This is a genomic window from Cupriavidus sp. MP-37 (assembly GCF_020618415.1).
Taxonomy (GTDB): domain Bacteria; phylum Pseudomonadota; class Gammaproteobacteria; order Burkholderiales; family Burkholderiaceae; genus Cupriavidus.
In genome coordinates this window covers 48,758-65,906 of record NZ_CP085345.1, presented here as the reverse complement: position 1 = coordinate 65,906, position 17,149 = coordinate 48,758, and the positions used below count along the sequence as shown (strand labels likewise).

The 17,149-nt window shown below is 69.0% G+C and carries 15 protein-coding genes; 9 read left to right on the top strand and 6 right to left on the bottom strand.

Features of this window, described 5'->3' with window-relative positions:
- Nucleotides 1-43: 43 nt before the first annotated feature.
- Both LIN44_RS16930 and LIN44_RS16925 read right to left on the bottom strand, forming a co-directional pair.
- Nucleotides 44-1,426 (bottom strand): HlyD family type I secretion periplasmic adaptor subunit, encoded by a 1,383-nt coding sequence (locus LIN44_RS16930; RefSeq protein WP_227315440.1) that lies wholly within the window; start codon nt 1,424-1,426, stop codon nt 44-46.
- Entirely contained in the window at nt 1,410-3,626 is a 2,217-nt protein-coding gene (locus LIN44_RS16925; protein ID WP_370641710.1) for a type I secretion system permease/ATPase, read from the bottom strand. Before LIN44_RS16925 ends, LIN44_RS16930 begins: the two co-directional genes overlap by 17 nt.
- A gap of 372 nt (nt 3,627-3,998) precedes the next feature.
- On the opposite strand from LIN44_RS16925, the gene LIN44_RS16920 reads away from it, so the two are divergent.
- A complete protein-coding gene (locus tag LIN44_RS16920; RefSeq protein ID WP_227315439.1) occupies nt 3,999-4,928 on the top strand; it encodes an amino acid ABC transporter substrate-binding protein in 930 nt (309 codons plus the stop codon).
- Between the two features lie 185 nt (nt 4,929-5,113).
- Complete coding sequence (locus LIN44_RS16915) at nt 5,114-5,437, top strand: amino acid ABC transporter permease (protein WP_116358813.1); 324 nt, start codon at nt 5,114-5,116, stop codon at nt 5,435-5,437.
- A gap of 82 nt (nt 5,438-5,519) precedes the next feature.
- Here the strand turns inward: LIN44_RS16915 and LIN44_RS16910 are convergent, their stop codons facing one another.
- Entirely contained in the window at nt 5,520-6,431 is a 912-nt protein-coding gene (locus LIN44_RS16910; protein WP_227315438.1) for a hypothetical protein, read from the bottom strand.
- Between the two features lie 451 nt (nt 6,432-6,882).
- On the opposite strand from LIN44_RS16910, the gene LIN44_RS16905 reads away from it, so the two are divergent.
- Genes LIN44_RS16905 through LIN44_RS16875 form a run of 7 tightly spaced genes read left to right on the top strand, consistent with a single transcriptional unit; the run spans nt 6,883 to nt 14,094 of the window.
- Complete coding sequence (locus LIN44_RS16905) at nt 6,883-8,625, top strand: glycosyltransferase family 39 protein (protein WP_227315437.1); 1,743 nt, start codon at nt 6,883-6,885, stop codon at nt 8,623-8,625.
- 18 nt (nt 8,626-8,643) lie between these two features.
- On the top strand, nt 8,644-9,015 hold the full coding sequence (locus LIN44_RS16900) for an EamA family transporter (protein WP_012356262.1): 372 nt from the start codon (nt 8,644-8,646) through the stop codon (nt 9,013-9,015).
- A 52-nt stretch (nt 9,016-9,067) separates the two neighbouring features.
- Nucleotides 9,068-10,237 (top strand): DegT/DnrJ/EryC1/StrS aminotransferase family protein, encoded by a 1,170-nt coding sequence (locus tag LIN44_RS16895; protein ID WP_227315436.1) that lies wholly within the window; start codon nt 9,068-9,070, stop codon nt 10,235-10,237.
- A complete protein-coding gene (locus LIN44_RS16890) occupies nt 10,234-11,193 on the top strand; it encodes a glycosyltransferase (protein ID WP_370641709.1) in 960 nt (319 codons plus the stop codon). Before LIN44_RS16895 ends, LIN44_RS16890 begins: the two co-directional genes overlap by 4 nt.
- Nucleotides 11,193-12,134 carry a formyltransferase gene (locus LIN44_RS16885; protein WP_227316445.1) on the top strand — a complete coding sequence of 314 codons (942 nt, stop codon included), beginning with the start codon at nt 11,193-11,195 and terminating at the stop codon, nt 12,132-12,134. The genes LIN44_RS16890 and LIN44_RS16885 overlap by 1 nt, the downstream gene beginning before the upstream one ends.
- Nucleotides 12,131-13,183: a bifunctional UDP-4-keto-pentose/UDP-xylose synthase gene (locus tag LIN44_RS16880; protein ID WP_227315434.1), complete on the top strand. Its 1,053-nt coding sequence runs from the start codon at nt 12,131-12,133 to the stop codon at nt 13,181-13,183. Before LIN44_RS16885 ends, LIN44_RS16880 begins: the two co-directional genes overlap by 4 nt.
- 11 nt (nt 13,184-13,194) lie before the next feature.
- Complete coding sequence (locus LIN44_RS16875) at nt 13,195-14,094, top strand: polysaccharide deacetylase family protein (RefSeq protein WP_227315433.1); 900 nt, start codon at nt 13,195-13,197, stop codon at nt 14,092-14,094.
- Between the two features lie 169 nt (nt 14,095-14,263).
- On the opposite strand, the gene LIN44_RS16870 is transcribed toward LIN44_RS16875, so the two are convergent.
- From LIN44_RS16870 to LIN44_RS16860, 3 genes are all read right to left on the bottom strand, one after another.
- A complete protein-coding gene (locus LIN44_RS16870) occupies nt 14,264-16,369 on the bottom strand; it encodes a heavy metal translocating P-type ATPase (RefSeq protein ID WP_370641708.1) in 2,106 nt (701 codons plus the stop codon).
- 62 nt (nt 16,370-16,431) lie between these two features.
- Nucleotides 16,432-16,656, bottom strand: a complete 225-nt coding sequence (locus tag LIN44_RS16865; protein WP_227316456.1) for a hypothetical protein — start codon at nt 16,654-16,656, stop codon at nt 16,432-16,434.
- 71 nt (nt 16,657-16,727) lie between these two features.
- Nucleotides 16,728-17,138 (bottom strand): VOC family protein, encoded by a 411-nt coding sequence (locus tag LIN44_RS16860; RefSeq protein ID WP_227315432.1) that lies wholly within the window; start codon nt 17,136-17,138, stop codon nt 16,728-16,730.
- Nucleotides 17,139-17,149 lie beyond the last annotated feature (11 nt).

The window sequence follows — 17,149 nt, the reverse complement described above, 5'->3', positions numbered from 1 at the left end:
CGTGCTTGTTATCGTTGCAAAAGGCTCGCGTGCGAGCGGGGGTCTATCGTTCACGGAACGCCATGTCCCGGGTCTTGATGATGGGCTTGAGCAGGTAATGCAGCACCGTCTTCTGGCCCGTCAATACATCGACCGTGGCGACCATGCCGGGCAGGATGGGCACCTGCACGGCGCTGCCGGCGGGCCGGTTGTCGCGGGTGCGCACGCGCACCAGGTAGTAGCTTTCCGGCCGCTCCCCGGGCCGCTCGGGCGTGAGCGTATCGGCGCTGATATGTTCGACCGTGCCGGCGAATCCGCCATAGATGGAGAAGTCGTAGGCCGAAAGCTTGACCACGGCGGGCTGACCCGGGCGCAGGAAGGCGATGTCGGCCGGCCGCACGCGCGCCTCGACCAGCAGCGTGTCTTCCAGCGGCACGATCTCCACCAGGTCCATGCCGGGCTGGACCACGCCGCCCACGGTATTGACCTTGAGCTGCTTGACGATGCCGGGCAGCGGCGCACGTACCAGGGTGCGATCGACGCGGTCCTGCAAGGCGATGTTGGTCGCGCTCAGCGCTGCCTGCTCGGCCTTGGCCTGGTTGAGTTCGCGCATGGCCTCGGCACGGAAATGCGCACTCGCTTCGTCGAGCTTCTGCTGGCTCTCGCGATAGGCCGCTTCCAGGCGCGGCATCGCCAGCCGCGAAGCATCGAGCTCGCCTTTCAGGTCATTGGTCTGCCGCTCCAGCCGCAGCACCTCGACATCGGAGACCACGCCCTGGGCCACCATCGGCCGCATCATCGCCAGCTCCTGCGCCACCAGGCGGTGGCTCTGGCGCAGTTGCTGCTCGCGCGAGCGCTTTTCGGCCAGTTCCTGCCGGCGCTGTTCCGACTGCTGGCGCAGCACCGCGAGGTTGGCTTCCAGCGCCTGCTTGCGCGAGGCAAACAGCGAGCGTTCCTCGGCGACGAAACGGCGCGAACCGACATCGCCGGGCGCGCCGGCGACGAAATCGGTGCCGGCGGCCTCGGCGCTCAGGCGCGCGATGCGTGCCACCAGCGCATCGTCCTTGGTGCGGCCCTCCTGGTACGAGGCGGTGAAGCGCGTATCGTCGATGCGCATCAGCGGCTGGTCCTTGCTGACGACCTGCCCCGGCCGCACCATGATCTGCGCGACGATGCCGCCCTCCAGGTTCTGCACCACCTGGACCTGGCTGGACGGGATCACCTTGCCCTCGCCCACCGTCACCTCGTCCACCCGCGCCAGTGCCGCCCATGCCAGCGCCATGGCGACAAAGAGCACGGCGCACAACAGGATCCAGTGCGCGAACCAGCGTGGCGCCGACAGCGCCGCCGCGTCGCGCGCATCCATGAAGGCGGTATCGTCCGCGTGCGGGCGCAGCGCGGCGGCCAGGCGGCGCGCCAGGGTGCGGGTCTCAGGCCGAGGCGACATGAAGCTTCCTCCCCGCGAGCGCATCCAGCACCTGGGCCTTGGGCCCGTCCGCGACGATGCGGCCCTGGTCCATCACGATCAGCCGGTCGACCAGGCTCAGCAGCGAACCGCGGTGGGTCACCAGCAACAGCGTGCGCTCGCCCAGCGCCGCCGCCAGCCGCGCCTTGAATTGCTCCTCGGTACGGTTGTCCATGGCGCTGCTTGGCTCGTCGAGCAGCAACACGGGCGGCCGCAGCAGTTCGGCCCGGGCGATGGCGATGGCCTGCCGCTGCCCGCCTGACAGGCCTTCGCCGCGTTCGCCCAGGCGCAGGTCATAGCCCTCGGGCAAGCGATCGATGAAGTCGCTGACGCCACCCACGCGTGCCGCGCGCAGCACCGCGGCGTCGTCGGCCCAGGGGGCGCCCATCACGATGTTGTCACGCACCGTGCCGCTGAACAGCATCACGTCCTGCGGCACATGGCCGATATCGCGCCGCAGCGCCGCGGGATCGAGCTGGCGCACTTCGGCCCCGTCGATCAGCACCGAGCCAGCCTCCGGTGCGTAGAGTCCGAGGACCAGCTTTTCGATGGTGCTCTTGCCTGAACCGATGCGTCCGATCAGCCCGACGCGCTCGCCGCTGGCAATGCGGAACGAGACACCATCCAGCGCCGCACCGTCCCGGCCGGGATAGCGGAAACTGACGCCGCGGAATTCAATCTCGCCCCGCAACGGCGCGCGGTGCAGGAAATGCTTGCCGGGTGGGCGCTCGACCGGCAGTGCCATGATCCGGTCAAGGCCGGCCAGCGCGGTGCGCGCCTGGTGGTAGCGCGTGGTCAGTCCGGCCATCTGCGACAGCGGCGCCAGCGCACGTGCGGCCAGCAGGGTGCAGGCGATCAGGCCGCCCATGGTGAGGCGGTCGCCGGCAATCTGGTAGACGCCGATGACGACCACCACCAGGGTGGCGGCCTGCTGCGCGAACAGCGCCGCGTTGACGACGCACGCCGACAGCCAGCGCGAGCGCAGCCCGAGCGCGGCCATCTGTCCGACTACCTGCTCCCAGCGGCGCTGCGCCGCGCTTTCGGCGCCGGCGATCTTGATGGCCTCGAGGCCGACCAGCGTCTCCACCAGCGCCGCCTGGCGCTGCGCCGCGCAGGCGCTGCTGGCCCGCACCGCGCGCGCCAGTGGCCCCTGCAGCGCCAGGCTCAGGCCAAGCACCACCGGCACCGCCAGCAGGGGCACCCACGCCAGCGGGCCGCCCACCCAGAACATCGCGGCGATGAAGCCCGCGGCGAAGGGCAGGTCGATCAGCGTGGTAATCGTGGCCGAGGTCAGGAAGTCGCGCACCGACTCGAACTCTTGCAGCTGGCTGCTGAGGCTGCCGACCGAGGCGGGCCGTGACTTCATCTCGATGCCCAGGATCTTTTCGAACACGCTGGCGGATACCGTCACGTCGATGCGCCGGCCCGCGACATCGACAAAGTAGCCGCGCAGCATGCGCATCGCGAATTCGAACAGCAGCACCAGGCCGACCCCGACCGCCAGCGCCCACAGCGTTTCCAGCGCATGGTTCGGCACCACGCGGTCGTAGACGTTCATGGTGAACAGCGGCATGACCAGCGCGAACAGGCTCAGCAGCAGCGAAGCCACCAGTACCTCGCCATAGACCGGCCACGACTGCCGCATCACGCCCCAGAACCAGGCTTGCGGCGAGGCCTGCGGGGCATCATGGAGCGCGGCATGGGGGCTTGCCTGCGCGCCGTCGGCGCGGTACGCGGGCCGGGCAAGGATGGCGTGTCCGGTGCAGCGTGCCAACAGTTCCGCGCCCGGCACGGCCTGCTCGCCATCACCGAACTCGGGCATCACCACCACCAGCATGCCGTCATCGCCGCGGCGCACCAGCAAGCATGCCTGCTGGCCCTGGTCGAGCAGCAGCACCGCGGGCAGCACCCGGTCCGGGATCTCGTCGGGCCTGCGTCGCACCAGCCGCGCGGACAGGCCGGCGCGCGCCGCCGCGCGCGCGAACAGCGCCGGCGTCAGGCGATGGCATTCCAGCGGCAATCCTGCCAGCAACGCCTCGGGAGACGCGGGCTGCCGGAAGTGCCGTGCCAGCCAGAGCAGGCAGTCCAGCAGCGCATCGTCGGGAAGCGCGCAGCCGGACAGGGCCTGCATGGCCGGTCCGGTATGCCCGGCGGCGGGCACGGGCGTGGCAGCTGCGTGCATGGTGCGGCCCTGGGGTTAGCGGGACCGCGGATCAGGCTGCAGCCGCGCGACGGCGCCTGCCGCCATCATCCTGCCGCGCCAGCGATTGCTTGCTGCCATAGTGCCCCCGTCCCGTCGCCGTGTCGTTTTTCGCAAGCGTAGGCCAGCAAGGGTGGCGAGCCCATCGGTCAAATGGCGCAACGGACGCATCGATGGCGCCCGCACGCCTCATCCGTTTGGCGTTTCACGGCTGCAACCAAGACGGCAACCGATGCGCCGGACAGCCAGTGCGGCCGGAATTTGCTTATGACGACAATGTCCTTCGCCTTGGCTTGCCTCGGGTATACCCTAGCGTCTTTGCCGCATTGCCGGCCGTTTCCCGGTTCCCCTCCGATGTCTGTCTTTGCCTCCTCCCTCCGCCTTGCCCGCCTGCCGCTGGCGGCCATCGCCATCGCTCTTGCCGCCGGCGCCGCCGCCATGCTGGCGCCGGCCACAGCCCGTGCCCAGAGCCCGGTGCTCGACAAGATCCGCGACGCCGGCACCATCGTGCTGGGCTACCGTGAATCCGCGCTGCCGTTCTCGTTTGCCGACGACAAGGGCCAGCCAGCCGGCTATGCCGTGGAGCTGTGCCTGCGCGCGGCCGAGGCGGCGCGTCAGAAGCTGGGCCTGAAGGACCTGAAGGTGCGCTGGATGCCGCTGACGCCGCAGAACCGCATCCCGGCGGTGGTGAACGGGCTGGTCGACCTGGATTGCGCGCCCAACACCAATTCGCTCGAGCGCCAGAAGCAGGTCGCGTTCAGCGTCTCGCACTACGTGTCGACGGTGCGCATGCTGGTGCGGGCCGACTCGGGCATCCGCTCGTTCGCCGACCTGCGCGGCAAGACCGTGGTCACGAGCGCGGGCTCGACCGGCGACCGCCACGTGCGCCGCTTCAAGGGCCAGTACGGCTATCACGACGTCTACGCCAAGGACCACGGTGAATCGTTCCTGCTGCTGGAATCGGGCCGGGCCCAGGCCTTCGTGATGGACGACGTGCTGCTGGCCGGCCTGCGCGCGCGCGCCAAGGATCCCTCGCAGTACGTCATCGTCGGCCCGGCGCTGTCCGTCGAACAGAATGCGCTGATGCTGTCCAAGGCGGATCCGGAATGGAAGCGCCTGGTCGACCAGACCCTGGCCACGACCTTTGCCGGCCCCGAGATCACGGCGCTGCAGCAGCGCTGGTTCCAGCAGCCCATCGGCAGCCGCGCCATCAACCTGGCGCTGGCACCGTCGGGCGAGGTGCGCGCGGCCTGGAAGCACCCGTCCGACGCGGTCACCGAGTAAGGCGCACCTGCGGCGCGAAGCGCAATCGCGCCAGCACCGCAATTCAGGGTTTCCATGAGGGTGTCGTGCCGGGCAAGCCCCAAGTTGACAGTCATGAATGATGTTGGCGACACTGGCCCGAGCCATCCCTGTGCAGGGCAGGCCATAGACCGACCGCCCGACGGCGGCATATCTCAGGAGAAACCATGAACAAGTTCGTCGCGACCGCGATCGCACTCTGCCTTGGCGCCGCTTCGCTGGCCGTGCAGGCACAAACCGGCGGCAAGCAGCAGTTCGATCCGTATTCCCAGGGCGCCAAGTCGGGCGAGAAGTTCGACCCGTACAGCCAGGGAGCCAAGGCCGGCGACAAGTTCGATCCGTACAGCCAGGGGGCGAACAAGAGCACCCGCACCGACCTGGCCGACCCTGCCGCACCGGCCGCCGACAAGAAGCCGGCCAAGCAAGGCACCAAGAAAAAGAACAACAAGAGCAGCAAGAAGAAAGCCACCCCCGCTCCGGCTGCCAGCTGAACCACGGCTGCCGCCGGATACAAGAAAACCCGCCGCGGCGGGTTTTTTTGTGCCCTCGCGGGCGAGCCGGCCATGGCGCCGGCTACGGCGCCTGCGTATCGCGCTCCAGCGCGGTGACATCGACGCGCTGCACCTTGTCGTCCTGGCGCACCTCGGTGCGCAGCACGAAGGCCTCGGCCGGGCAGTACCAGTCGGTGACGTGCATCACGGTCGGCTCGACCTGCACCAGTTCGCCACCGATCATCAGCGGCCCCAGCGAGGTGCGCTTGTCGTAGGAAATCGGCTGGCATTGCTTGCGCCCCATCAGGGTATCGATCATCTGCAGCTTGCCCACGTGGCGCGAGCCGATATGGATGGTCGCCCGCTGCGCGTCCATGGTGCTGACCGCTTCATCGGAGCCCAGCGGATAGACCTTGAGCGAGACGCTGGAGCGGAACACTTCGCCCTCCAGCGTGGTGCCTTCGCGCAGGTCCAGGCCGGCGTAGTTGAACACCCCCTTGCCGTGGAACGCCGCCTCGCCATACATGCGGGCATAGCGCGCGCGCGCATTGATGACCGCATGCTGGCTTTCGATGCTGGTCTGCGCCTCGGGCGCACTGCGCTCGATCACCACCTCGTGGACCTGGTTGGTGATCACCGGCGGCCCCATCAGCGCGGACAGCGCCGACTTGGAATTGACCTCGAGCTGGGCGCGGCAGCCGGACGGGCTGCGCACCACGTCGCGCAGGGTCATGCGGATCGACATCGGCATCACGCCGTCGCCCTCCATCTGCACATGCGAGCCGGAGCGGAACCACGGCGCATTGCACAGCACCGCCGCGGCGGCAGCCTGCGCCTGGCTCGCCGCGGCCTGGGCGACCCCGCCGGTGCCGGGCAGCACCGCCATGCCCTGGGCGCGGGCGGGTTGCGCGGATAGCGCCACGGACAGCGCCACGGACAGCGCCGCGCACGCCACCAGGCCGGCCTGCCGGATTTGCTGAACCTCTGTCTTCACATCGATCCCCGTCTGCATTGTTCCGTCCCGCATTCAGCGCCTGCCTGGCTGGCACTGACTGGCTATCGGAATTATCGCGTTTTTGTTGCGCGTGTAACTGGTCATTTCACGCCTGCGCCGGTCTAACCGACATGCCGACGAGAATGCCCGCGCCAAGCCGGCGTTCACCTGGCCGCATATGCTTTATACACCGCATCTGTCGCCCAACCGGCGTTGCCGGCACACCCGCAATCGTTCCGGAGTGACTTGGCCGCCGTGCTACCATTGCGCGCCTCGCGTATTCCAGCGGTTGTGGCGTCCCGGGCGCCTGGCGGTCCTGGCGTGCCAGCGCCGCGCCCACGGCGATGTTCGGGTCCCGTGTCCACCGCCAGAGCCGGTTCCGCGTTGTGATGGCTTCGCCGTCACCGCGCCTCGCCCGAGCCCTCGTCCGCCGCGCTTTTCCAGGAGATCCATGCGTAGTTCATCGACCTCGCGGGTTGTCGCCGCGCCGTCCATCGGAGCCACCGCAAGTACCGTCATGCTGGTTGGCCTGCTGATCCTGCTGGTCTGGTTCGGTACCCTGGACATGCGCCACCTGCTGCGCTCCGATGAAGGCCGTTACGCCGAGATTGCCCGCGAAATGGTCGCCACCGGCGACTGGGTCACGATCCGCTACCACGAACTCAAGTATTTCGAGAAGCCGCCCTTCCACATGTGGGTGACGGCGCTGGCCTACACCCTGTTCGGGGTCGGCGACTGGCAGGCGCGCCTGTGCGTGGCGTTGTCCGGCATGCTGGGCATCGGCGTTTCGATGCTGGCCGCGGCCCGCTGGTACGGCTGCCGCGTGGCGATGCTGACCGGGCTGGTGCTGGTGTCGGCGCCGATGTGGAATGTCGCCGGGCACTTCAATTCGCTCGACATGACGCTGTCCGGGGCCCTCGCCTGCGTGCTCGCCTGCATGCTGCTGGCCCAGCATCCCGAGGCCACGGCGGCCGCGCGCCGCAACTGGATGCTGGCGTGCTGGGCGGCGATGGGGGTGGCGGTGCTGGTCAAGGGGCTGGTCGGGCTGGCCTTGCCCGGGCTGGTGCTGGTGGTCTATACGCTGGCGACGCGCGACTGGAAGCTGTGGCGCCGCCTGCATCTGCTGGCCGGCATCGCGGTGCTGCTTGTCATCACGGTGCCGTGGTTCTGGCTGATGGCCGAACGCAATCCCGAGTTCCTGCGCTTCTTCTTTATCCACGAGCACTGGCAGCGCTATACCTCCAACGTGCACCACCGCGAGGGCGCGCTCTGGTTCTTCGTGCCGCTGCTGCTGGCCGGCTTCCTGCCGTGGCTGGGCCTGGTGCCGCAGATGTGGCAGGCGGTGCGCGAGCGCGCCGGGGTGGCGCGCGGCAATGCGCCGCGCCCGTTCCAGCCGGCGCTGCTGGCCGGACTGTGGGCGGTGGCAATCTTCGTTTTCTTCAGCCTGTCCGGCTCCAAGCTGCCGGGCTATATCGTGCCGGTCTTCCCGGCGCTGGCGCTGCTTGCCGGCGTGGCACTGGATACCACCACGGAACGCGCGTGGCGCTGGCAGGTCAATGCAATGATCGCGCTCGGCGTGATCGGGCTGGTCGCGATCCCCTTCGTCGGCATGATGGAAAAGCCGGGCACGCCCAATGCGGTGTATCGTGAGTTCGCCCAATGGCTTGCCATCGCCTTTGCCGTGATGCTGGGCGGAGCGCTGCTGGCACGCCGGCTGCTGCGCACGCGCGGGGTGTTCCCCAGCGTGGTGGCCTATGCGCTGGCCATGTTCCTCTGCGCCACGGTCGGACTGCGCGCCCACGAAGTGATGGGCCGGCCGAGCTCCGGCGCGGACCTGGTGCCTGCGATCAGCGCCATGCTGGCGCCCGACATGCCGTTGTACAGCGTGCGGCTGCTGGACCACACGCTGCCGTTTTACCTGCGTCGCACCACGATCCTGGTCGAGCATCCGGACGAACTCGAGTTCGGCATCAAACAGGAGCCGCAGAAGTGGCTGCCGACCGTCGACCAGTTCATTGCGCGCTGGCAGGACGGCCAGCGCGCGGTGGCGATCATGGCGCCGCAGACCTACGCCGCGCTGGCCGCGCGCGGCGTGCCGATGCACAAGATCGCCGGCGACCGCCGGCGCGTGGCCGTCGCCAACTTTGCCCTGCCCGCACAGCCAGCACAGCCAGCCCAGACGCAAGCACCGTAATCCGCCAACCGCCTTGCCATGACGCTTTCCACCTTTGCTTTCATCCTGACCGGCGTGCTGCTCAATGCGGCGGCGCAGCTCCTGCTCAAGGCCGGCGTCAACGCCGTCGGCGCCATCACGCTGGATCGCGGCACGCTGCTGGTCACGGCGCTGCGCGTGCTGACGCAATGGCCGGTGCTGGCCGGGCTTACGCTGTACGTGGTCAGCGTGGGCGTCTGGATCGTGGGCCTGTCGCGCGTCGATGTGTCGATCGCCTATCCGATGCTGTCGCTGGGCTACGTGGTCAATGCGCTCGCGGCATGGTGGCTGTTCGGCGAGATCATCGGCCCCTTGCGCGTGGCCGGCATCCTGCTGATACTGGCGGGCGTCTTCCTGATCGCCCGCTCCTGAAGGCTGTCCGCGCCTTCGCCTGGCCTGACCGCCGCTGCCTCCTTCGCCTGCCATGACCGCCTCCGCTCCCGCCTTCCTGCCGTTTGTCCGGCCCGAGATCGACGCCGCCGCCATTGCCGAGGTCGGCAAGGTGCTGGCCTCGGGCTGGATCACCTCCGGACCGAAGATGCAGGCCTTCGAGGCCGCGCTGTCAGCGCTGTTCGGCGGGCGCCCGGTGCGCACCTTCGCCAACGGCTCGGCGACCATGGAGATCGCGCTGCGCATCGCCGATATCGGCCCCGGCGATGAGGTCATCACCACGCCGATCACCTGGGTCGCCACCGCCAATGTGGTGGTCGCCGTGGGGGCGAAGCCGGTGTTCGTCGACATCGACCCGCGCACGCGCAACTTGGACCTCGACGCGGTCGAGGCCGCCATCACGCCGCGCACGCGCGCGATCATGCCGGTCTACCTGTCGGGCCTGCCGGTCGACATGGAGCGCCTGTACGCGATCGCGACCAGGCACGGGCTGCGGGTGATCGAAGACGCGGCCCAGGCGATCGATTCGCGCTGGCGCGGCCAGCGCATCGGCGCCTTCGGCGACCTGGTCAGCTTCAGCTTCCAGGCCAACAAGAACATCACCACCATCGAAGGCGGCTGCCTGGTGATGAACACGCCCGAGGAAGCCGTGCGCGCCGAGCGCCTGCGGCTGCAGGGCGTGATCCGCACCGGCATGGACGGCATGGATGTCGAGGAGCCGGGCGGCAAGTTCAACCTGACCGATGTCAACGCCGCGGTCGGCCTGGCCCAGCTGGAGCGGCTCGACGCCATCACCGCGCGCCGCGCCGAACTGGCCGACACCTACTTCCGCTGCGCCGCCGACAGCGGCCTGCAGGCCCTCGGCATCGAGCTGCCGCCGGCGCTCGATCCGCAGGCCACCACCAACTGGCACATGTTCCAGATGGTGCTGCCCACCGACCGGATGCAGGGCGGCCCGGCGCAGGCGCGGCAGAAGGTCATGGAAGCCATGCGCGAGCGCGGCATCGGCACCGGCGTGCACTATCCGCCGGTCCATCTTTTCACTTACTACCGCTCACTCGGCTGGCGCGAAGGCATGCTGCCGCACGCCGAGCGCATCGGGCGCGGCATCGTCACGCTGCCGCTGTTCCCGGCAATGCAAGCCTCGGACGTGGAGCGGGTCTGCGCAACCCTCAGCGAAACATGCAAACGTCTTTCCCAATGAGCCCGGTGCAAGTCTCGGTCGTCATTCCGGTCTACAACGAAGAAGACGGGCTGCAAGCCCTGTTCGATCGCCTCTATCCGGCGCTGGATGGCCTCGGCGAAGCGTACGAGATCATCTTCATCAACGACGGCAGCGTCGACCGCTCGGCGCAGCTGCTGGCGGCGCAGTTCCACAAGCGCCCGGACGTGACCCGGGTGGTGCTGTTCAATGGCAACTTCGGCCAGCACATGGCGATCCTGGCGGGCTTCGAGCACACCCGCGGCCAGATCGTGATCACGCTGGACGCCGACCTGCAGAATCCTCCCGAGGAAATCCCGCGCCTGGTCGAGACCATGCGCGCCGGCCACGACTATGTCGGCACCATCCGCCGCCAGCGCAACGACACCGCGTTCCGCCGCTATGCCTCGCGCGCGATGAACCGGCTGCGCGAGCGCATCACCAAGATCCGCATGACGGACCAGGGCTGCATGCTGCGCGCCTATGACCGCAGCGTGATCGACACCATCAACGCCTGCCGCGAGGTCAATACCTTCATCCCGGCGCTGGCGTACACCTTTGCCTCGAACCCGGTCGAGATCGAAGTCGGCCACGAGCAGCGCCACGCGGGCGAATCCAAGTACTCGCTGTACCAGCTGATCCGCCTGAACTTCGACCTCGTCACGGGCTTCTCGATCGTGCCGCTGCAGTGGTTCTCGGCCATCGGCACCTTGCTCTCGCTGCTGTCGGGAGTGCTGTTCGTGGTGCTGCTGGTGCGGCGCTTCGTGCTGGGCTCCGAAGTGCAGGGCGTGTTCACGCTGTTCGCCATGAACTTCTTCCTGATCGGCATCCTGCTGTTCGGCGTCGGCCTGCTGGGCGAATACGTCGGCCGCATCTACCAGGAAGTGCGCGACCGCCCGCGCTACCGCATCAAGGCCGTGCTCGAGGCCGACCCGGTTGCCACCGGCGTGGAGCCATGATGCGCGCCGTCGTCTTTGCCTACCACAATGTCGGCGAGCGCTGCCTGCGCGTGCTGCATGCGCGCGGCGTGGAGGTGGCGCTGGTGATCACGCACCGCGACCGGCCCGACGAAAACATCTGGTTCCGCCGCGTCGCCGACACCGCCACCGAGCTGGGCCTCCCCTGGCTCTATGGCGAGGACCCTTCCGATCCCGCCATCGAGCAGGCCGTGCGCGACGCACGCCCCGACGTGATCTTCTCGTTCTACTATCGCGCCATGATCCCCGCTGCCGTGCTGGCGCTGGCACCGGGCGGCGCGTTCAACCTGCACGGCTCGCTGTTGCCGAAGTACCGCGGCCGCGTGCCGGTGAACTGGGCAGTACTGCATGGCGAGACCGAAACCGGCGCCACGCTGCACGTGATGGAGGCCAAACCGGACGCCGGCGATATCGTCGACCAGACCGCCGTGCCGATCCTGCCCGACGATACCGCCGGCGAAGTGTTCGACAAGGTCACCGTGGCGGCCGAGCAGACGCTGTGGCGCGCGCTACCCGCGATGATGGCGGGACAGACGCCGCGCCGCCCGAACCGGCTGGCCGAAGGCAGCTACTACTCCGGTCGCAGGCCCGAAGACGGCCGCATCGACTGGAACCGCCCCGCCGCCGAGGTCTACAACCTGATCCGCGCGGTCGCACCGCCCTATCCCGGCGCCTTCACGGAGCTTGCCGGGCAGCGCTTCATCGTGGCGCGGGCGCGCCGGCCGCTGCCCGGTGCCACGCAGCCGATGCCCGCCGGCACGCCAACCGGCCTGCAGCTGCGCGACGGCGAGATCGTCGGCGTGTGCGGCGACGGCGGGCTGGTCATCGTCACGCAGCTGTTGGCACAGGACGGCGCGGCCGTCACGCCGCAGGCGCTTGCCCGGCATCTCCATACCGAACAGTCCAACGAGGGAAACCGATGAAAAAGGTCCTGATTCTTGGCGTCAACGGCTTCATCGGCCACCACCTGACGCGCCGCATCCTGGAAACCACGCCGTGGGAGGTCTACGGCATGGACATGAACACGGACCGCCTGGGCGACCTCGTCGACCACCCGCGCATGCACTTCTTCGAGGGCGACATCACCATCAACAGGGAGTGGATCGAGTACAACATCCGCAAGTGCGACGTGGTGCTGCCGCTGGTCGCCATCGCCACCCCCGCCACCTACGTGCGCCAGCCGCTGCGCGTGTTCGAGCTCGACTTCGAGGCCAACCTGCCGATCGTGCGCGCCGCGGTCAAGTACCGCAAGCACCTGGTGTTCCCGTCGACCTCCGAGGTCTACGGCATGTGCAGCGATGAAGAATTCGACCCCGAGGCCTCGCCGCTGGTCTACGGCCCGATCAACAAGCCGCGCTGGATCTACGCCTGCTCCAAGCAGCTGATGGACCGCGTGATCCACGCCTACGGCATGGAGCAGGGGCTGAACTACACGCTGTTCCGCCCCTTCAACTGGATCGGCGCGGGGCTGGACTCGATCTTCGAATCGAAGGAAGGCTCGTCGCGCGTGGTGACGCAGTTCCTCGGCCATATCGTGCGCGGCGAACCGATCAAGCTGGTCGACGGCGGCGCGCAGCAGCGGGCCTTCGCCGACATCGCCGACGGCATCAGCGCGCTGATGCGCATCATCGAGAATCCCGGCGGCGTCGCCAGCGGCAAGATCTACAACATCGGCAACCCGGGCAATATCCACTCGGTGCGCGAGCTCGCCGAGATGATGCTGAAGATGGCCGCCGACTATCCGGAGTACGCGGACCAAGCCCGCAAGACGCAGATCGTCGAGACTTCGTCGGGCGACTTCTACGGCAAGGGCTACCAGGACGTGCAGCACCGCGTGCCGAAGATCGACAACACCATCGAAGAGCTGGGCTGGCGCCCCGAGATCAGCATGGAAGCGGCGCTGCGCCGCATCTTCGAGGCGTACCGGGGCAAGGTGGTCGAGGCCCGCACGCTGGTCGATTCCGGCAACTGAGCGCACTGCACATGGCACGCATTGCCCTGAAGGTCGACGTCGACACGCTGCGCGGCACGCGCGAAGGCGTGCCGCGCTTGCTGTCGATGCTGGCGGCCGCGCAGGCGCAGGCCACCTTCCTGTTCAGCCTGGGCCCGGACCATACCGGCTGGGCGCTGCGGCGCGTGTTCCGCCCCGGCTTCCTGCAGAAGGTGTCGCGCACCTCGGTGGTGTCGAACTACGGCCTGCGCACGCTGATGTACGGCGTGCTGCTGCCCGGCCCGGATATCGGCCGCAAGGGCGCCGCCGAGATGCGTGCGGCGCGCGCCGCCGGACATGAATGCGGCATCCACACCTGGGACCACGTCTACTGGCAGGACAACGTGCGCGAGCGCGATGCCGCCTGGACCCGCGACCAGATGCAGCGCGCCTTCGCACGCTTTCGCGAGATCTTCGGCGAGCCTCCGGCCACGCACGGCGCGGCCGGCTGGCAGATGAACGAGGCCGCGTTCCGCCAGATCGACATCTGGGACATGGCCTACGCCTCAGACGGCCGCGGCACCGCGCCCTATATCCCGACCATCGGCGGCGTGCCCTGCCGGCACGTGCAGATGCCGACCACGCTGCCGACGCTGGATGAGCTGATCGGCACCGACGGCCTGACCGAGGACAACGTCCACACCGCGCTGCTGAAGCTGACCGAAGGCACGCGCGACCATGTGTTCACGCTGCATGCCGAGCTGGAAGGCGGCAAGCTCGCGCCCGTGTTCGAGCGGCTGCTGGCAGGCTGGCGCGCGCAGGGGCACCAGCTGGTGTCGATGGGGACGTGGTATCGCGGGCTGGATTGCGCGACGCTGCCGCACTTGCCGGTGACGTGGGGGGAGATTCCGGGGCGGAGCGGGGAGTTGATCGTGCAGCCGGCTCCAGGCTGACAAACCGTTCCACTAACCGACGGTGTGCTCCCTCTCCCGCTGGCGGGAGAGGGTTGGGGTGAGGGCCGGCGCTGCCACGCAGTGCGAAGGCCTCGTGCTTGCCAAATGCCCGCCCTCACCCCCGCCCCTCTCCCGCAAGCGGGAGAGGGGAGCAAACCCGTAGCAGTGATCAAGCCCCGCGCCGCGCCCCCACCCGCAGCCCGTTGAACACCACCAGCAAGCTCGCCCCCATATCGGCGAACACCGCCATCCACATCGTCCCCATTCCCAACACCGTCAGCACCAGGAACACGGCCTTGATGCCCAGCGCCAGCGCGATGTTCTGCCTGAGGATGCTCGCGGTGCGGCGCGACAGGCGCACGAAGGCCGGGATCTTGCGCAGGTCGTCGTCCATCAGCGCCACGTCGGCGGTCTCGATGGCGGTGTCGGTGCCGGCGGCGCCCATGGCGAAGCCGACATCGGCGCGCGCCAGCGCCGGGGCGTCATTGATGCCGTCGCCGACCATGCCGATGCGGCCGCCGCGGGCATGGGCGGCGTCGGCCAGCGCGGCGATGGCATCGGCCTTGTCCTGCGGCAGCTGATTGCCGCGCGCCTCGTCGATGCCGACCTGCGCCGCGATCGCCTGGGCCGTGTGCGGGTTATCGCCGGACAGCATCAGCGTCTTGACGCCCAGCGCATGCAGTTCGGCAATCGCCTGGCGGCTGGTGTCGCGCACGGTGTCGGCCACCGCGAACAACGCCAGCGCGGTGGCCGCGCCGCGGCCGTCGACCCGCGCCAGCAGCACCACGGTCTTGCCCTCGCGCTCCAGCGCTTCCAGCCGCGCTTCCAGCGCCGGCGAGCACGCGCCCAGCTCATGCACCAGGCGGTGGTTGCCGAGCCGGTATTCCACGCCCTGCACCGTGCCACGCGTGCCGCGCCCCGCCAGCGCCTCGAACGCCTCCACCGGCAGCGTGGCGATGCCGTCGGCGTGCGCCGCCGTGGCCACTGCGCGCGAGACCGGATGGTCGGAGCGCGCCGCCAGGCTGGCGGCAATCGCGCGCGCGTGCGGGACCTCGTCGGCAAGCAGCGCATGGTCGGTCTGCGCGGGCTTGCCGTGCGTGATGGTGCCGGTCTTGTCCAGCGCCACCCAGGCCAGTTCGCGGCCCTGCTCCAGGTAGACCCCGCCCTTGACCAGGATGCCGCGCCGCGCGGCCGCGGCCAGCCCGCTGACGATGGTGACGGGGGTGGAGATCACCAGCGCGCACGGGCAGGCGATCACCAGCAGCACCAGCGCCTTGTAGATCCAGTCCACCCAGCCGCCGCCGGCCACCAGCGGCGGCACCACCGCCACCGCCAGCGCGATCGCGAACACCGTGGGCGTGTAGATGCGCGCGAACTGGTCGACAAAGCGCTGCGTCGGTGCGCGGCTGCCCTGCGCGGCCTCGACGGCGTGGATGATGCGCGCCAGCGTCGAGTCGCTGGCGGGCGCGGTCACGGTGTACTCGAGTTCGCCGGACTGGTTGATCGAGCCGGCGTAGAGCGCATCGCCTTCGGCCTTGTCGACCGGCACGCTTTCGCCGGTGATGGGCGCCTGGTCCAGCGCCGACTGGCCGCGCACGACCTTGCCGTCGAGCGCCACGCGCTCGCCCGGGCGCAGGCGCACCAGCGTGCCGACGGACACGCCGGCGGCCGGCACGGTTGCCCAGCTGCCATCGGCGCGGCGCACCGTGGCCAGTTCCGGCGCCATCGCCATCAGGCCGCGGATGGCATTGCGGGCGCGATCCAGCGATGCCGCCTCGATGCGCTCGGCCAGCGCGAACAGCACCATCACCATCGCCGCTTCGGGCCACTGGCGCAGCAGCAGCGCGCCGGTCACGGCGATGCTCATCAGCGCGTTGATGTTCAGGTTGCCGTTGCGCAGCGCGATCCAGCCCTTGCGGTAGGTGGTGAGCCCGCCCAGCGCCACCGCGGCGAGCGCCAGCACCGCCGGCAGCCACGGCAGCCCCAGGCCCAGCCATTCCGTCACCTCGGCCCCCAGCGCGGCGACACCGGCCAGCGCCAGCGGCCACCAGGGCTTGCGCGCGGCGGTTTCGGGCAGTACTTGCTGCGCGGCTTCGGCGCTGAGCGGCACCGGCCGCATGCCCAGGCTTTCGATCGCGCGGGCCACCGGCTCCGCCGACGGCAGCGTGTGATGCACCGTCAGCACGCGCTGGATCAGGTTGAATTCGAGCGCGGCAATGCCGGCCATGCCGCCCAGCTTGTTGCGGATCAGCGTTTCCTCGGTGGGGCAATCCATGGCGTCGATGCGCCAGGCGGCGGTGCTGGCGCCGGCCGGGACCTCGAGCGGCGGCGGTGGCGTCAGCGCGACGGTAGACGCGCACCCGCCGCCGCAACATGCGGCAGGCGCCGGCGCCGGTTCGGGGACGTGGGCGTGAGCGTGCCCGTGATGGCCATGGTCATGGTCATGCCGATGGCAGGCGCCATGCGGCCCATCGTGCCGGACGGTGTGATCGTGTGGAAGAGCGTCTTCAGGTGACGTGCGAGCCATGTCTTGTTGTTCGCGCTGGTTTGACCTGATGACATTGAAGACCCTGTAGTGGCTACAGAGTCAAGCGGCATGGCCGTCGTGATGCCGGCCATGCCGCGGCGGGCGCTTAGTGCTCGCAGTTGACCATCCACGACATGCCGAAGCGGTCCACCAGCATGCCGAAACCTTCGGCCCAGAAGGTCTTCTGGTACGGCACCACCACCTGGCCGCCTGCGCTCAGGCCCTCGAAGATGCGCTGGCCTTCATCGCGGCTGACCCCGCCGACCGACAGGCTGAAGCCGCTGAACGCGGGGCGTTCGCCGGGACGGCCATCGGAGGCCATCACCTGGTTCTCGCCAATCTGCAGATTGGCGTGCATCACCTTGTCCTTCCAGTCATCGGGCACCGCCATGCCCTGGTCCTGCGGCGCCTCCTTGTAGCGCATCGCAAACGTGACTTGCGCACCCAGCACCTTGCCGTAAAAGGCCACCGCCTCGTCGAAGCGGCCGCCGAAATCCAGATACGGTTGCACCTGCATGTTGCTCTCCT

What these genes read in the sequence shown, in the direction of transcription:
- LIN44_RS16870 (WP_370641708.1), bottom strand. Translation starts at nt 16,369, where the DNA reads ATGGATTGCCCCACCGAGGAAACGCTGATCCGCAACAAGCTGGGCGGC.
- LIN44_RS16930 (WP_227315440.1), bottom strand. Translation starts at nt 1,426, where the DNA reads ATGTCGCCTCGGCCTGAGACCCGCACCCTGGCGCGCCGCCTGGCCGCC.
- LIN44_RS16880 (WP_227315434.1), top strand. Translation starts at nt 12,131, where the DNA reads ATGAAAAAGGTCCTGATTCTTGGCGTCAACGGCTTCATCGGCCACCAC.
- LIN44_RS16920 (WP_227315439.1), top strand. Translation starts at nt 3,999, where the DNA reads ATGTCTGTCTTTGCCTCCTCCCTCCGCCTTGCCCGCCTGCCGCTGGCG.
- LIN44_RS16900 (WP_012356262.1), top strand. Translation starts at nt 8,644, where the DNA reads ATGACGCTTTCCACCTTTGCTTTCATCCTGACCGGCGTGCTGCTCAAT.
- LIN44_RS16885 (WP_227316445.1), top strand. Translation starts at nt 11,193, where the DNA reads ATGCGCGCCGTCGTCTTTGCCTACCACAATGTCGGCGAGCGCTGCCTG.
- LIN44_RS16890 (WP_370641709.1), top strand. Translation starts at nt 10,234, where the DNA reads ATGAGCCCGGTGCAAGTCTCGGTCGTCATTCCGGTCTACAACGAAGAA.
- LIN44_RS16865 (WP_227316456.1), bottom strand. Translation starts at nt 16,656, where the DNA reads ATGTCATCAGGTCAAACCAGCGCGAACAACAAGACATGGCTCGCACGT.
- LIN44_RS16860 (WP_227315432.1), bottom strand. Translation starts at nt 17,138, where the DNA reads ATGCAGGTGCAACCGTATCTGGATTTCGGCGGCCGCTTCGACGAGGCG.
- LIN44_RS16895 (WP_227315436.1), top strand. Translation starts at nt 9,068, where the DNA reads ATGACCGCCTCCGCTCCCGCCTTCCTGCCGTTTGTCCGGCCCGAGATC.
- LIN44_RS16925 (WP_370641710.1), bottom strand. Translation starts at nt 3,626, where the DNA reads ATGCACGCAGCTGCCACGCCCGTGCCCGCCGCCGGGCATACCGGACCG.
- LIN44_RS16875 (WP_227315433.1), top strand. Translation starts at nt 13,195, where the DNA reads ATGGCACGCATTGCCCTGAAGGTCGACGTCGACACGCTGCGCGGCACG.
- LIN44_RS16915 (WP_116358813.1), top strand. Translation starts at nt 5,114, where the DNA reads ATGAACAAGTTCGTCGCGACCGCGATCGCACTCTGCCTTGGCGCCGCT.
- LIN44_RS16905 (WP_227315437.1), top strand. Translation starts at nt 6,883, where the DNA reads ATGCGTAGTTCATCGACCTCGCGGGTTGTCGCCGCGCCGTCCATCGGA.